At 69.2% G+C, this 13,604-nt stretch carries 15 protein-coding genes and 1 pseudogene; 11 read left to right on the top strand and 5 right to left on the bottom strand.

Annotation, left to right across the window (positions count from 1 at the left end):
* The first annotated feature begins 83 nt into the window (after window positions 1–83).
* Complete coding sequence (locus ACZZ93_RS07980; protein WP_463510816.1) at window positions 84–740, top strand: GntR family transcriptional regulator; 657 nt, start codon at window positions 84–86, stop codon at window positions 738–740.
* 38 nt (window positions 741–778) lie between these two features.
* On the top strand, window positions 779–1,753 hold the full coding sequence (locus ACZZ93_RS07975) for an NAD-dependent epimerase/dehydratase family protein (protein ID WP_463510815.1): 975 nt from the start codon (window positions 779–781) through the stop codon (window positions 1,751–1,753).
* A gap of 9 nt (window positions 1,754–1,762) precedes the next feature.
* Here ACZZ93_RS07975 and ACZZ93_RS07970 read toward each other — a convergent pair whose 3' ends face one another.
* Genes ACZZ93_RS07970 through ACZZ93_RS07960 form a run of 3 tightly spaced genes read right to left on the bottom strand, consistent with a single transcriptional unit; the run spans window position 1,763 to window position 4,139 of the window.
* Window positions 1,763–2,158 carry a VOC family protein gene (locus ACZZ93_RS07970; protein WP_463510814.1) on the bottom strand — a complete coding sequence of 132 codons (396 nt, stop codon included), beginning with the start codon at window positions 2,156–2,158 and terminating at the stop codon, window positions 1,763–1,765.
* 39 nt (window positions 2,159–2,197) lie between these two features.
* Entirely contained in the window at window positions 2,198–3,133 is a 936-nt protein-coding gene (locus ACZZ93_RS07965) for an NAD(P)-dependent oxidoreductase (protein ID WP_056276856.1), read from the bottom strand.
* 22 nt (window positions 3,134–3,155) lie between these two features.
* Window positions 3,156–4,139, bottom strand: a complete 984-nt coding sequence (locus tag ACZZ93_RS07960) for a LacI family DNA-binding transcriptional regulator (protein WP_053098772.1) — start codon at window positions 4,137–4,139, stop codon at window positions 3,156–3,158.
* Window positions 4,140–4,238: 99 nt separating this feature from the next.
* On the opposite strand from ACZZ93_RS07960, the gene ACZZ93_RS07955 reads away from it, so the two are divergent.
* The 4 genes from ACZZ93_RS07955 to ACZZ93_RS07940 are packed head-to-tail and all read left to right on the top strand — an operon-like array spanning window position 4,239 to window position 7,153.
* Window positions 4,239–4,778: a Gfo/Idh/MocA family protein gene (locus ACZZ93_RS07955; RefSeq protein ID WP_463510813.1), complete on the top strand. Its 540-nt coding sequence runs from the start codon at window positions 4,239–4,241 to the stop codon at window positions 4,776–4,778.
* Window positions 4,748–5,368 (top strand): Gfo/Idh/MocA family protein, encoded by a 621-nt coding sequence (locus ACZZ93_RS07950; protein ID WP_463510812.1) that lies wholly within the window; start codon window positions 4,748–4,750, stop codon window positions 5,366–5,368. Before ACZZ93_RS07955 ends, ACZZ93_RS07950 begins: the two co-directional genes overlap by 31 nt.
* Window positions 5,365–6,072, top strand: coding sequence for a cupin domain-containing protein (locus ACZZ93_RS07945; protein WP_463510811.1), 708 nt, complete (start codon window positions 5,365–5,367; stop codon window positions 6,070–6,072). The genes ACZZ93_RS07950 and ACZZ93_RS07945 overlap by 4 nt, the downstream gene beginning before the upstream one ends.
* 19 nt (window positions 6,073–6,091) lie before the next feature.
* Window positions 6,092–7,153, top strand: coding sequence for a Gfo/Idh/MocA family protein (locus tag ACZZ93_RS07940; protein ID WP_463510810.1), 1,062 nt, complete (start codon window positions 6,092–6,094; stop codon window positions 7,151–7,153).
* A 151-nt stretch (window positions 7,154–7,304) separates the two neighbouring features.
* Here the strand turns inward: ACZZ93_RS07940 and xylB are convergent.
* Both xylB and xylA read right to left on the bottom strand, forming a co-directional pair.
* A pseudogene (gene xylB / locus ACZZ93_RS07935) lies at window positions 7,305–8,590 on the bottom strand (xylulokinase).
* A 5-nt stretch (window positions 8,591–8,595) separates the two neighbouring features.
* Entirely contained in the window at window positions 8,596–9,783 is a 1,188-nt protein-coding gene (xylA, locus tag ACZZ93_RS07930) for a xylose isomerase (RefSeq protein WP_056276871.1), read from the bottom strand.
* An 86-nt stretch (window positions 9,784–9,869) separates the two neighbouring features.
* On the opposite strand from xylA, the gene ACZZ93_RS07925 reads away from it, so the two are divergent.
* From ACZZ93_RS07925 to ACZZ93_RS07905, 5 genes are all read left to right on the top strand, one after another.
* Window positions 9,870–10,667 carry an ROK family protein gene (locus tag ACZZ93_RS07925; protein WP_463510809.1) on the top strand — a complete coding sequence of 266 codons (798 nt, stop codon included), beginning with the start codon at window positions 9,870–9,872 and terminating at the stop codon, window positions 10,665–10,667.
* Window positions 10,664–11,038 (top strand): ROK family protein, encoded by a 375-nt coding sequence (locus ACZZ93_RS07920; protein ID WP_463510808.1) that lies wholly within the window; start codon window positions 10,664–10,666, stop codon window positions 11,036–11,038. The genes ACZZ93_RS07925 and ACZZ93_RS07920 overlap by 4 nt, the downstream gene beginning before the upstream one ends.
* Window positions 11,039–11,127: 89 nt before the next feature.
* On the top strand, window positions 11,128–11,991 hold the full coding sequence (locus ACZZ93_RS07915) for an AraC family transcriptional regulator (RefSeq protein WP_072590736.1): 864 nt from the start codon (window positions 11,128–11,130) through the stop codon (window positions 11,989–11,991).
* Window positions 11,992–12,099: 108 nt separating this feature from the next.
* Complete coding sequence (locus ACZZ93_RS07910) at window positions 12,100–12,732, top strand: GyrI-like domain-containing protein (protein ID WP_463510807.1); 633 nt, start codon at window positions 12,100–12,102, stop codon at window positions 12,730–12,732.
* A 66-nt stretch (window positions 12,733–12,798) separates the two neighbouring features.
* Window positions 12,799–13,596, top strand: coding sequence for a DUF1206 domain-containing protein (locus ACZZ93_RS07905; RefSeq protein ID WP_187249947.1), 798 nt, complete (start codon window positions 12,799–12,801; stop codon window positions 13,594–13,596).
* The last annotated feature ends 8 nt before the right edge of the window (window positions 13,597–13,604 follow it).

Genomic DNA, 13,604 nt, shown 5'->3' with positions numbered 1-13,604 from the left:
GCGTAATATTCCGGGCGGCAGCGAGTCTGTCTAGTGGGGGCCCCTGTCACAGGGGGCGTACACAACGGACCTGGGGAGCACCAATGACCATCGCCTACGCGGATCCACGGACGCACCACTGGACCCATCGCGGTGCCGTGCCGCTGCCCGAACTTGCCTTCCAGCACATCCTCGGGGCGATCCTGCGGGGGGACTATCGGTCGGGCGACACGCTCAACACGATGCGCTTCGCCCGAGAGCTCGACATGTCGCTCAACCCGATCCGCGAAGCGATCATCCGGCTGCGTGACATCGGACTGGTCGAGGTCACTCCCGCGCGCTACACCAAGGTCGCGGACCTCACCGCACGCGAGTCGCGTGCCGTCATCAGCTACGCCGGCGTGCTCGCGGGGACGGCGCTCCGCACGGCGCTGCCCACGGCCGCGGAAGGCGTCCGCTCCGATCTCGCGGCGTATGCCGAGGAGATCGGTCGCGCGCAGGCCGCAGCCGACCGCGACGCCGCGGCCATCGCGTTCCTCACCGCCGTCGACGATCTCGTGCGGCATCCGCGACAGGCGATGCACCTGGTCGAGGCCACGATCCTCGCTCAATGCGCGCTGCAGTTCTCCGAGACTGTACCCGGAGACGACGCGACACCCGGGCTGGTCGCTGCGGCCGAAGCCGTCGCCCACGCGATCCGTGCGGAGGATCCGGATGCCGTCGAAGGGGCCGTCCGCGCGCTCTTCGAGCACCTCGCCTAGGCGGCCTCCCCGCCTGACCCGTCGCTAGAGTCGGATGCATGACTGCGACGACGGTGTTGTTCATCGGTGGAACCGGAATCATCTCCTCGGCGGCGAGTGCGCTCGCGGCGTCCCGGGGGATGGAGGTCACTCTGCTGAATCGCGGACAGTCGCAGCGCGAGCCCGCTGACGGCGTCGAGGTGCTGACGGCGGATGTGTCGGATGCAGCAGCGGTCGACGCCGCCCTCGCCGGTCGTGAGTTCGATGTCGTCGCCGACATGATCGCCTTCACGCCGGATCAGGTGCAGCGGGACATCGACCGCTTCGAGGGCCGGACGGGACAGTACGTCTTCATCAGTTCGGCATCCGCCTACCAGAAGCCGGTCTCTCGTCTTCCGATCACCGAGTCCACACCGCTGCGCAATCCGTACTGGCAGTACTCGCGCGACAAGATCGCCTGCGAGGACCTGCTGACCGCCGCGTACCGGGATCGCGGATTCCCGGTCACGGTGCTGCGGCCTTCGCACACCTACGACAAGTGGACGATCCCGGCGTTCGGAGGGTGGACGGCGATCGACCGCATCCGCCGGGGTGAGGAGATCATCGTCCACGGCGACGGCACGTCGCTGTGGACGCTCACGCACTCGAGCGACTTCGCGGTCGGCTTCGCGGGGCTGCTCGGCAACCCGCTCGCCTACGGCGACACCTTCCAGATCACGAGCGACTTCGTCTACACCTGGAACGAGATCTACGCGATCCTCGGTCGCGCGGCGGGAGCAGAGCCGAAGATCCGGTACGCCACGAGTGCGGCGATCGAGGATGCCGCACCCGACCGCGCCGGGCAGCTCACGGGTGACATGGCGCACTCCGTCGTCTTCGACAACACCAAGGTCCGCCACCTCGTGCCGGACTTCGCCCCGCTCGTGCCACTGCACACCGCGGCGCGCGAGATCATCGACTGGCACGACGCGCATCCCGAGCTGCAGCGCGTCGACCCGGCCGTGAACGAGCTCTTCGACTCGCTCCTCGCCTGAGAGCGGCGCTCAGCGGGCGGCGAGCACGGCGAGGACGTTGCCGGCGGGGTCCGTGAACCAGGCGATGTCGGGCCCTCGATCGGGACCGCCTCGCAGGATGCCCTTCTCATCGGTGGCGAACTCCGAGTCGTCGTAGATCTTGGTCACGACGCCCCGCTCGTTGAGCTCGTCGACGGCTGCTTCGACGTCGTCCACCGGGAAGTTCAGGATCGTGAAGCTCGCGGGCTCATGGTTCGGCTTGCCGTAGACGAGGATCGATCCGCCGTCGGGCAGGCTGATGTCGAGGAACCCCATGGCATTGGTGGTGACGTCCATGCCGAGGGTGTCGCCGTAGAAGGAGCGGGCGGCGTCGATGTCGTCGACGCTGAACCCGCTGAACGCGTGTGTGGTCTGAAAGGCGGTCATGCCCTCAGCATGCGCCGCTCGCCCCGCGGTGTCCAGACCCTAGGGGTGCACCTGGTTGAGGAGATCATCGCCCGCGAGGAGGCGGGTCACGTTCTGGTCGACCAGGCGTGCCGCTCCGACCGGACGGTTGCCGGCGATGTGAGGGGTGATGAGCAGGTTCGGTGCGTCCCACAGCACGTCGGATGCCGGAAGCGGCTCGGACTTCGCGACATCGATCGCCGCGGCGCGCAGCTGTCCCGACTCCAGCGCCGCGATCAGCGCAGCCTCGTCGACGGTCACACCACGACCGACGTTCACGAACACCGCGCCTGGCTTGAGCGCGAGGAAGAGCTCGGCGTCGAACAGGTCGGCGGTCTCGTCGGTGGCGGGCAGGATCGAGACGAGCACGTCGGTGTCAGCCAGCACGGCGGCTGCATCGGCATCCGAGTGCACCCGATACCCGGATCGCTCTCCGGCGGTGCGGGCGATGCCCTGCACCTCCGCGCCGAGTGCGGTGAGGAACGGCGCGAGCGTCGAGGCGATCGAACCGAATCCCCAGATGGTCACGCGGGCGCCGGACAGCGTGTAGAGCGCGCGAGTGGGCGCGGCGCTCTGCTCCTCGTTGAACGCCTCGTCCCAGACGTGCTCGCGCTGAGCGTCGCGCAGCCGGTCGAGACGTCGAACGGCGCTCAGGATCAGGGTCAGCGCATGCTCGGCGACGGGTCCGTCATGCAGCGAGCGACCGGAGCAGATGCGCACGTCGGCGCCGAACCCGGCGTTGAGAACCGCATCCGCGCCGGAGGCGAGGGCCTGGACGAGACGCAGGCGGGGCAGTGCGCGGGCGGCTTCCCGGAGCCACGACGAGGAGTTGTGCCAGACGACGAGCGCTTCGGCGTCACGGTGCTCGGCGGGAATCTCGGCGTCGATGTCGTAGACGACGGTCTCGACGTCTGCGGTCACCGGCAGCTCGATGGTGTTCGGGATCAGGATCTTCATGTGCGCCTCCAGGTCTCGGCGGTCAGTGGGGAGAATCGGTCGACTCGCGCCAGATGACGGTCAGCAGACCGTCGGGCTTCATCGGCTCATCGCCGCCGCGGACGGCTGCGATCAGACGGTGCATCGAGTAGGCGCCCAGTCTCTCGCGGTCCTGCGACACGCTCGTCAGCGACGGCACGAGGAACGCGCTCTGGGGGTGATCGTCCCACCCCGTGACGGCGACGTCGTCGGGCAGCGTCCATCCGCGTCGTGTCGCCGCTCGGATGGCTCCGGTCGCGATCACGTCGTTGGCGGCGATCACGGCGAGCGGCGGTGCGTCTGCGGGCAGCCTGTCGACGGCGGCCTCGCCGGCGCTGCCGCTCCATTCCTCTCCGAACACACCGAGCGACTCGAGTCCGAGACGCTCGATCGCTTCGAGGTAGGCCGCGCGACGGGCTCGTGCCGACGGGAAGTCGTCGGGGCCGGCCAGATGCACGAATCTCCGATGTCCCTGTGCCGCGAGGCGTTCGATCATCTCGGTGATGGGTCGCGAATCGGTGAATGCGCCGGTCATGTGCATCGCGTCATCGAACTCGCCGACCGAGAGCACGACGGGGCCGTCGGCGGGGGAGTCGGTGGCGGGCAGGGGCGTGAACGCGAGCACGCCCTCGTACTGCCCCGACCCGATGAGATCGGCGAGGCGATCGTCGCGCGCGGTCGCCTCCTCGGGCAGGCTCACCACCTCCACGACGTAGCCTGCCTCGCGCGCGGCGGAGATCGCGCCGGAGAGCAGCGTGAGCGGATTCATCGTGGCGATCGGCACGACGACGGCGAGGCGGCCGGTGCGCTGGGTGCGCATGGACCGGGCGGCCAGGTTGGGTCGGTAGTTCAGCTCGGATGCTGCGCGAAGCACCCGCTCGCGCGTCGCCTCGGAGATCCCCGGCCGCCCGGTGAAGACGAAAGAGACGGTGGACTGCGAGACCCCGGCGAGGTGGGCGACGTCGTGGCTGGTCGGGCGTTTCTCCACGGCATCCTCCTTTCCGGGCTTGACGTGGCGGGTGTCTGTCTCGATAGTATCTACTACGTCTTAGTAATACGTAGTAACACCTCATCGGGGAGGCAGCGAATGCTCAGGATCGGCATCATCGGCACCGGCGGGATCGCCGACGCGCACATCAGCGGATACCTCGCCTTCGCGGGCGACTGCGAGATCGCCGCGCTCGCCGACGTCATCCCCGGGCGGGCCGCGCAGAAGGCCGAGGCGTTCGGGCTCACGCGGGCGGCGACGTTCGATGATCCGCTCGCGATGATCGCCTCGGGTCTCGTCGACCTGGTGAGCATCGCGACCCCGCCGTCGACGCACGCCTCGCTCGCGATCGCTGCGCTCGATGCCGGCATCCACGTGCTGGTCGAGAAGCCCATGGCTCCGTCCCTCGAGGAGTGCGATGCGATGCTCGCCGCGCAGGAGCGTTCGGGCCGTGTGCTGTCCGTCGTCGCGCAGAACCGCTTCCGCGACGATCTCGCCGCGCTGAAGGAGGTCGTGGACTCGGGTCTGCTCGGATCGATCTCGCACGTCCGGGTCGACTCGGCGTGGTGGCGTGGGCTGCCGTACTACGACCTCTGGTGGCGCGGCACTTGGGAGAAAGAGGGGGCGGCTGCACGCTGAACCACGCCATCCACCACATCGACCTGCTGTTGTGGCTGCTCGGACGCCCGGCCGAGATCACGGCCATGCTCGCCAACGCGCAGCACGACAACGCCGAAGTCGAGGATCTCTCGGTCGCCGTCTTCCGCTACGAACGGGGGCTCGCGCAGCTGACCAGCTCCGTGGTGCACCACGGGGAGGAGCAGGCGATCGTGATCCAGGGGGCGAACGCCCGGGTGTCCCAGCCGTTCTCCGTCGTCGCCGAGCAGTCCCGACGCGACGGATTTCCCGCTGACGGCGGAGACCCCGAGGCCGTCGCACGCATCGAGGAGCTCGTCGCCGGCCGTGCCCCGCTCGCCCACCTCGGGCATGAGGGCCAGATCGGCGACCTGCTCAGCGCGATCCGTGAGGGGAGAGTCCCGATCGCCGGCGGACAGGACGGCCGCGATGCGGTCGAGGTGGTGACCGCGATCTACAAGTCCGGCTTCGAGCGCCAGTTCGTCTCGCTGCCGATCACGGCGTCCGATCCCTACTATCGGGCGGGACAGCTGGTGGCGAACGCCCCGCACTTCTTCGAGAAGACCGCGTCGCTCGTGGAGGCGGCATCGTGACCGCATCCTCGTTCCCCGGCGGCACATCGCTGTCGCACCTCGACGTCTACCCGGATGCCGCGCCGGACGGCATCTGCGGCGGCAGCCCTCACATGCACCTCGTCTCGACCGAGGCCTATGTCGTGATCTCCGGTGAGGGAGCCCTGCAGACGATCGACGCCGCCGGGTTCCATGAGACCCCGCTGAGGTCGGGGTCCGTCGTCTGGTTCACCCCTGGCACCATCCACCGTGCCGTGAACGGCGGCGACCTGCGGGTCGTCGTGCTGATGAGCGACGCCGGACTCCCCGAGGCGGGTGATGCGGTGATGACGTTCCCCGCCGAGATCGTGGGCGACCCCGACGCGTATGCGGCGGCGGCCTCGCTCGGAGACGATGCAGATGAACGCGCTGAGCGAGCGGCCCGACGACGCGATCTCGCCGTGACGGGATTCGAGACGCTGCGGGATGCCGTCTCGGGTGCGGATCACGGCGCGCTCCGCGCGTTCCATGCCGCCGCCGGTGTGCTCGTACGCCACCGCGCCGAGGCGTGGGGCGACCTCGTGCGCCAGGGTCCGCTGGCTCAGGCCGAGCGCTCGGTGGCGCTCGCCGATGCCGTGGCATCCGGTTCGGTGGCGCACCTGGCCGATGCTCGCGTGCACGAAGCCGTACCCTCGGGGGAGACCGCGGATTCGGCATGTGCGGACGCCTGCGCACCTATGACATGAACCACGAGGAGACCCGGCGATGACCCGCACCTACACCTTCGATCCGCTCCCCGAACCTGTCGTCGCACCCGGCGAGTTCGTCTTCGCCGCGATCGGACTGGATCACGGTCACATCGTCGGCATGGTCGAGCAGCTGATCGAGGCCGGCGCGACCCTTTCGCTGGTCTTCGACGAGGACCCGGTGAAGATCGCCGACTTCCTCGAACGCTTCCCGCAGGCGCGTGCCGCCGCGAGCGAGCAGGAGGTGCTCGACGACTCGGAGGTGCGGCTCGTCGCCAGTGCATCGATCGCGAATCGGCGGGCTCCACTCGGCGTGCGCGTGCTCGACGCGGGCAAGGACTTCTTCGCCGACAAACCCGCCATCACGACGATGCACGACCTCGATGCCGCTCGAGAGGCCGTCGAGCGCACCGGGCGGAAGTTCGCCGTGTACTACGGCGAGCGCGTGCATTCCGAGGCGGCGATCCTCGCCGGCCAGCTGATCGACCGGGGCGCGATCGGCACCGTGCTGCAGGTCGCGTCATTCGGCCCCCATCGCATCGGCACGGGGCGGCCCGACTGGTTCTACGACACCGAGCAGTACGGCGGCATCATCTGCGACATCGGCAGTCACAACTTCGAGCAGATGCTGTACTACACGGGCGCGACGACCGGCGAGATCGTGAGCTCGACCGTCGCCAACTACGCGCACCCCGACACTCCGGGCCTGCAGGACTTCGGAGACGCCCACGTCGTGCTCGACAACGGCACCACCGGCTACGTGCGCGTCGACTGGTTCACCCCGGCGGGGCTCGACGTCTTCGGCGACGGTCGCACCGTGCTGCTCGGCACCGACGGATACATCGAATTGCGCAAGTACACCGACATCACGACCGACAACGGCGGCGGACAGGTGCTGCTCGTCGATCAGGACGGACAGTTCCGCTTCGACGCGACAGGGAAGACGGGGTTCCCCTTCTTCGGTCAGCTGATCCGCGACTGCATCGACCGCACCGAGCACGCGATGACGCAGGCGCACGCCTTCGCTGCGGCGGAGCTGAGCATCATCGCCCAGCGGGACGCCAGGGTGCTGGCCGGCTGACGGCATCCGCCTCGCTCGTGTGCTCGGTCGTTCGGTCGCCCGCTCGGGAGGAGAACTGCGCTTCGGGAGGACGGATGCGGCGAATTCGTCCTCTCGGCAAGGAGATCTCCTCCCGACGGGGTGCGTTCCGACGGGGTGCGTTCCGGCGGGATCAGCCGACGAGCTGTGATGCCTGCCGGGCGGCGCCGAGCGCGACGTACTCGCCGGGCTCGGGCACCTCGACCGGCAGGCCGAGGATCTCCGGCGCGATGCGACGCACGGCCTCCGACTGCGCTCCGCCGCCGATCAGCAGGGCGCGTTCGAGCGGGATGCCGAGATCGCGCAGTGCATCGAGCCCGGCGCCGAGTCCTCGGAGCATCCCCTCGACGGCGGCGCGGGCGAGGTTCTCCCTCGTCGTCGAGGCGAGTGTCATCCCCGAGAGGGAGGCCGAGGCATCCGGCAGATTCGGGGTGCGCTCGCCCTCGAAGTAGGGGAGCAGAGTGAGGCCGCCCGCGCCGGGGGCGGCCCGCAGCGCGAGGTCGCTGAACTCGCTGTGCGTGACCCCGAGCAGCGCAGCGGTCACGTCGACCACCCGCGCGGCGTTGAGCGTGGCGACGAGAGGCAGGAAGTTGCCCGAGGCATCGGCGAAGCCCGCGACGGTCCCGGTCGGGTCACTCAGAGGAGTGGTGCTGATGGCGCAGACCGTGCCCGAGGTGCCGATCGACACGACCACATCACCCGGCACGGCGCCGAGTCCGAGCACGGCGGCCGCGTTGTCACCCGCTCCCGCACCGACGCGCCGGTCGTCGGCATCCGTCACCCACTCGTCGTGGGCGAGCACCCGGGGGAGGATCGCGTCATGGCCGAGCGCCGCCACCAGCAGCTCGCGGTCATAGTCGCCCGTCGACGGGTTCCAGTATCCGGTGCCGGAGGCGTCGGACCGATCGGTCACCAGCTCGTCGAGCACGGGGTTGTCGGGTCCGAACCCGCGTAGACGCCACGTCAGCCAGTCGTGCGGCAGAGCGACGGCGGCGACCCGTGCCGCGTTCTCCGGTTCGTGGTCGCGCAGCCAGCGCAGCTTGGTGATCGTGAACGAGGCGACGGGCACGAGGCCGGTGCGGTCGGCGAGTTCGGACGCACCGAACTCGCCGATCAGATCGTGCGCCGCACCCCGGAACGTGTGTCGTTCCACAGCAGCGCATCGCGGATCACCGCACCCGACTCGTCGAGCGCGACGAGGCCGTGCTGCTGCCCGCCGATCGACCACGCGGCGATGTCGTCGAGCGACCCCGCCTCCGCGATCGCGGCGTTCAGCGCCTGCCACCAGGCTTCGGGGTCGACCGACGTCCCCTCCGGGTGCGACGCGCGACCGGAGCGGACGACCGCCCCGGTCGACGTGTCGACGACGACGACCTTGCACGACTGGGTCGACGAGTCGACCCCGAGAACCAGTGGCATGACGATCAGCGAGCGCCGAGCAGGTGCTCGGTCGCGAGCTGCTGCAGCCGGACGAACCCGAAGCCCTTGCCGCCGAAGTACGAGTTCGCGTCGAAGTCCTCGTATGCCGAGCGATCGGCGAGGAAGTCGTCGTAGCTCTCTCCGGGGTTGAGGGTCGGCGTCGAGAGCTCGTCGACGCGGGCGGCGGCGAGCGCCTCCTGCACCTCGGGGTCGGCGCGGAATGCGGCCGCCCGCTCCTTGAGCAGCAGGTACGTGCGCATGTTCGCGGCGGCCGACTCCCACACGCCCTTCTCGTCTTCGGTGCGGCTCGGCTTGTAGTCGAAGTGACGGGGGCCGTCGTAGGCGGGCACTCCACCGGGGCCGCCGTTCTCGAGCAGATCGACGAGCGAGAAGGCGTTGTGCAGGTCGCCGTGTCCGAAGACGAGGTCCTGGTCGTACTTGATGCCGCGCTGGCCGTTGAGATCGATGTGGAAGAGCTTGCCGTGGAACAGCGCCTGAGCGATGCCCGCGGTGAAGTTGAGTCCTGCCATCTGCTCGTGCCCGACCTCGGGGTTCACGCCGACGAGCTCAGGGCGCTCGAGCGAGTCGATGAAGGCGATGGCGTGGCCCAGCGTCGGCAGCAGGATGTCGCCGCGCGGCTCGTTGGGCTTCGGCTCGATCGCGAAGCGGATGTCGTAGCCCTTGTCGGTGACGTAGTCGCCGAGCAGGTTGACGGCCTCGCGGTAGCGCTCGAGCGCCTGGCGGATGTCCTTGGCGGAGTCGTACTCGGCACCCTCGCGGCCACCCCACATGACGAAGGTCTTGGCCCCGAGCTCGGCACCGAGATCGAGCTGACGGAACACCTTGCGGAGCGCGTAGCGGCGCACGTCGCGGTCGTTCGAGGTGAAACCGCCGTCCTTGAAGATCGGCGCGCTGAAGAGGTTGGTGGTGACCATCGGCACGACGAGGCCGGTGTCGGAGAGCGCACCCTTCAGGCGGTCGATCTGAGTCTGGCGCTCGGCATCGGTCGAGCCGAAGGCGAACAGGTCGTCGTCGTGGAAGGTCAGGCCGTACGCGCCGAGCTCGGCGAGCTTCTCGACGGCGTGCACCACGTCGAGCGCCGGGCGCGTGGGGCCGCCGAACGGGTCGGCGCCGTTGTAGCCGACGGTCCACAGGCCGAAGGAGAACTTGTCGTCACGGGTGGGGGTGGTCATGGCTGCTCCTGTGCAGGTCATCGAATAAGTTGTGATTCACAACATATCCCATGACAGAAGGTGCGTCCACCCCCTACAGTGAAGGGATGCCGACGCAGCCGAGCCCCGCGCTGGGCACCCGCCCGCACAACCTCGCCCTCCTCCTGCGGCTCGTGCACGAGAACGGCGCGCAGTCGAGAGCCGCGCTGACCGAGCAGACCGGGCTCAACCGCTCGACGATCGCCGACCTCGTCGCAGAGCTCGTCAGACGCGGTCTCGTCGACGAGCGCATACCCGACGTACCCGGCCGTGTGGGGCGTCCCTCACCGGTCGTGACGGCGTCGGCTCGCGTCGTCGCCATCGCGGTGAACCCTGAGGTCGACGCGATCGAGATCGCTGCGATCGGCCTCGACCGCAGCATCGTCCTGCGCGAGCGCCTGCCGAACGAGACCGTCCCGACGCCGGATGCGGTGGTGTCGACGATCGCCGATCGCATCGCCGCCTGGCGCGAAGGGGCGCTCGCCGCGGCACGGATCGCGGCGATCGGTGTCGCGGTCCCCGGCCTCGTGCGAACATCCGACGGTGTCGTGCGCAATGCGCCTCATCTCGGCTGGACCGATGTGCCGCTCGCCGATCTCGTCCGTTCGGCGACGGCGTCTGCGGCTTTCGTCGACAACGACGCCACGCTCGGAGCCATCGCCGAGCACCGCTACGGCGCCGGCCGGGGGATCGACGACGTGGTCTACCTGAACGGAGGTGCGTCGGGTATCGGAGGCGGACTGATCATCCACGGGAGGCCGGTCGCCGGGGCGGGTGGGTACGCGGGGAGTTCGGTCAGAACAGACCCCGGATCTCGGCAGACGCCGACCGCCGCACTCGCGACGGTGTGCTCGAGGCCGAGGTGAGCCGCCGGCTGCTTCTCGATGCGGTCGGCCTCGACTCGGCCGACGATGAGACGCTCGCCGCCGAGCTCTCCGAATCCGACTCGCCGGTGGTGGCCGCCGAGATCACGCGTCAGGCGCATGTGCTCGCGAGCGCGCTGGCCAATGCCGTGAACGTGCTCAATCCTGCTCTCGTGGTGCTGGGCGGATTCCTCGCCACCCTCGCCGATCTGCGGGCGGATCAGATCGTCGACGATGTGACGGCGCTCGCGATGTCGGAGAGCGCTGAGGCGCTCGAGATCCGCCCGGCCGCTCTCGGCGCTGACAGGCTGCTGATCGGCGCGGCCGAGCTGGCATTCGCCGACCTGCTCGCCGATCCGGGCGAGCGGAGCTGACCTCCGAGAGGCGATCGATCGGATCCGACACGGAAAGTCGGGTCGCAGATCGCCCTCGGGCCGCACGATGGTGGGGAAAGGAGGACCTCATGATCGGAACGCTCAACGCACTGGTCGATCTCGTCGAGGCAGGCACCGGCGACGAGATCGACGTCGCCGGGTTCGCTCGCGTGCACGGCACGACGGAGTACCACCTGCGCCGGATGTTCTCGGCTCTGGCGGGGATGCCGCTGTCGGAATACGTCCGCCGTCGGCGGATGACGCTGGCCGGCGCAGAACTCGCCGCCGGCGCCCCGAACGTGCTCGACGTCGCCGTGCGACACGGGTACGGCTCGATCGAGGCGTTCGGTCGCGCGTTCCGCGCCGTGCACGGGATCAGCCCGGTCGATGCGCGCCGAGACGGGGGTCCTCTCCGCACACAACCCACGCTCCGGTTCCGCCTGAGCGTCGAAGGGAGCACCCCGATGCACGTCACCATCACCACCACCCCCGAGCTCGTCCTCGTCGGCCATGCCGCACGAGTGCCGCTCATCCACGAGGGCACCAATCCGCACATCCAGGCGCACATCTCCTCGATCGCCCCGGAGGAGCATGCTCGCCTCAAGGCGCTGAGCGATGCGCAGCCCGAGGGGATCCTGGCCATCACGGGGGACATCGCTCAGGATGCGCCGGAGGGCACCGAGCTCACCTACCTGCACGGAGTCTCCGTGCGGCCGACCACCTCGGTGCCCGACGATCTCGATGTCGTGAGGGTCGAGGCGGGCGCCTGGGCGGTCTTCGCCGCCACGGGGCCGTTCCCGGAGACCCTGCAGACGCTGTGGGCCGCGACGGCGACGGAGTGGTTCCCGTCGAATCCGTGGCGGCTGCGGCCCGCGCCCTCGATCGTCCGGTATCTCGAGTTCACCGGGACGCACGCGTCCTGCGAGCTGTGGCTCGCGGTCGAGCCCGCCTGAGCGCGTCAGGGTGGTCGGCGCGGATGCGCGCCGACCACCCTGACGTCCGTCGCCCGTGCGACACTGTGCCGACGGACGGATGCCGATTCCGCCGTGAGAGGACCCGCGATGGCGCTCGACCCGAAGAAGACCCTCGACGCCTATCAGGCGAAGCACGGGGAGTTCCGCATCCTCGATGTTCCCTCGATGCAGTATCTGATGGTCGACGGGGCGGGCGATCCCAACACCGCCCAGGCATACCAGGACGCAGTGTCCGCACTCTTCCCGATCGCCTACGCGCTCAAGTTCGCGAGCAGGGAGCAGCTCGGGATCGACACGGTCGTGATGCCGCTCGAGGGGCAGTGGCACGCGCCCGACATGGAGTCGTTCACGTCGCGCCGCGACAAATCGGCGTGGCGGTGGACTCTCCTGATCATGGTGCCCGACCACGTCACTCCGGAGATGTTCGACCACGCGGTCGACACGGTCGAGGCGAAGCTGGCGAAGAAGAAGCAGCCTGCACCCGCCCTCCGCTCCGTGCGTCTCGAGACCCTCGACGAAGGGCTCAGCGTGCAGACGCTCCATGTCGGCTCCTACGACGACGAGGCCCCGGTGCTCGACGAGCTGCACCATCGATTCATCCCCGAGAACGGCCTGTCGATGACGGGCCTGCACCACGAGATCTACCTCAGCGATGTCCGACGGGTCGAACCGGCGAAGCTCCGGACGATCCTGCGCCAACCCGTCGAGAGGGCGACCTGACGAGGGCGGCTCTCAGCGACGACGCAACCCCTCCGACGTCTTCGCGCCGACAGATATCCTGCTCGGATGACCTCAGCGAAGGGTGCCGCGCGCACGGCGCAGCGATCCGATGCCTTCCGGCGCGTGGCGCGGGCGGGATTCGTGGTGATCGGCCTCGTGCACATCATCATCGGGGCGATCGCCGTGTCGATCGCCAGCGGCGGCGGTGGAGACGCCGATCAGGACGGCGCGATGGAGCAGATCCGCTCGACGCCCGTCGGCGGGCTGGTCCTCGGCGTGATCGCGGTGGCCCTGATCGCGCTCGCTGTCTGGCAGGTCGCCAGCGGTCTCCTCACCGGCGGCAAGGAGACCAGGAAGTGGGGGATGAGGATCAAGCTGATCGGCATCGCGGGCGCGTACCTCGTGATCGCCGGCTTGGCCCTGATCTTCGCCTTCGGCGGGCACGTCGAATCCGAAGACACCTCTCGGGCGCTCAGCGCCGTCGTGCTCTCGGCGCCGGGTGGCATCGTGGCGCTCATCGTCCTCGGTCTGACCGTCGCGGGTGTCGGCATCGGATTCATCGTCATCGGATTCACTCGGGGCTTCGAGAAGACGATGGATGTCCCGACGGGCCCGTCGCGGCCCGGGATCATCGCCCTCGGCGTCGCCGGCTACATCGCCAAGGGAATCGCGATCGCGGTCACCGGAGCGCTCTTCGTGGTCGCCGCGTGGACGCAGGATCCGCAGAAGGCCGCTGGTCTCGACGCGGCTCTGCGGAGCCTCGTCGACCTGCCCCTGGGCCGAGCGATCCTCTGGCTCGTCGGGGTCGGACTCGCGATCTACGGCGTCTTCTCGATGGTCCGCGCCCGCTTCGCGCGTATGTGAGTCTCGGC

This window comes from Microbacterium sp. AC026, assembly GCF_979258475.1.
The sequence above is the reverse complement of the archived record's forward strand: the minus strand, read 5'-3'. Positions and strand labels throughout refer to the sequence as shown.

What these genes read in the sequence shown, in the direction of transcription:
- ACZZ93_RS07980 (WP_463510816.1), top strand. Translation starts at nt 84, where the DNA reads ATGACCATCGCCTACGCGGATCCACGGACGCACCACTGGACCCATCGC.
- ACZZ93_RS07975 (WP_463510815.1), top strand. Translation starts at nt 779, where the DNA reads ATGACTGCGACGACGGTGTTGTTCATCGGTGGAACCGGAATCATCTCC.
- ACZZ93_RS07970 (WP_463510814.1), bottom strand. Translation starts at nt 2,158, where the DNA reads ATGACCGCCTTTCAGACCACACACGCGTTCAGCGGGTTCAGCGTCGAC.
- ACZZ93_RS07965 (WP_056276856.1), bottom strand. Translation starts at nt 3,133, where the DNA reads ATGAAGATCCTGATCCCGAACACCATCGAGCTGCCGGTGACCGCAGAC.
- ACZZ93_RS07955 (WP_463510813.1), top strand. Translation starts at nt 4,239, where the DNA reads ATGCTCAGGATCGGCATCATCGGCACCGGCGGGATCGCCGACGCGCAC.
- ACZZ93_RS07940 (WP_463510810.1), top strand. Translation starts at nt 6,092, where the DNA reads ATGACCCGCACCTACACCTTCGATCCGCTCCCCGAACCTGTCGTCGCA.
- xylA (WP_056276871.1), bottom strand. Translation starts at nt 9,783, where the DNA reads ATGACCACCCCCACCCGTGACGACAAGTTCTCCTTCGGCCTGTGGACC.
- ACZZ93_RS07925 (WP_463510809.1), top strand. Translation starts at nt 9,870, where the DNA reads ATGCCGACGCAGCCGAGCCCCGCGCTGGGCACCCGCCCGCACAACCTC.
- ACZZ93_RS07915 (WP_072590736.1), top strand. Translation starts at nt 11,128, where the DNA reads ATGATCGGAACGCTCAACGCACTGGTCGATCTCGTCGAGGCAGGCACC.
- ACZZ93_RS07910 (WP_463510807.1), top strand. Translation starts at nt 12,100, where the DNA reads ATGGCGCTCGACCCGAAGAAGACCCTCGACGCCTATCAGGCGAAGCAC.
- ACZZ93_RS07905 (WP_187249947.1), top strand. Translation starts at nt 12,799, where the DNA reads ATGACCTCAGCGAAGGGTGCCGCGCGCACGGCGCAGCGATCCGATGCC.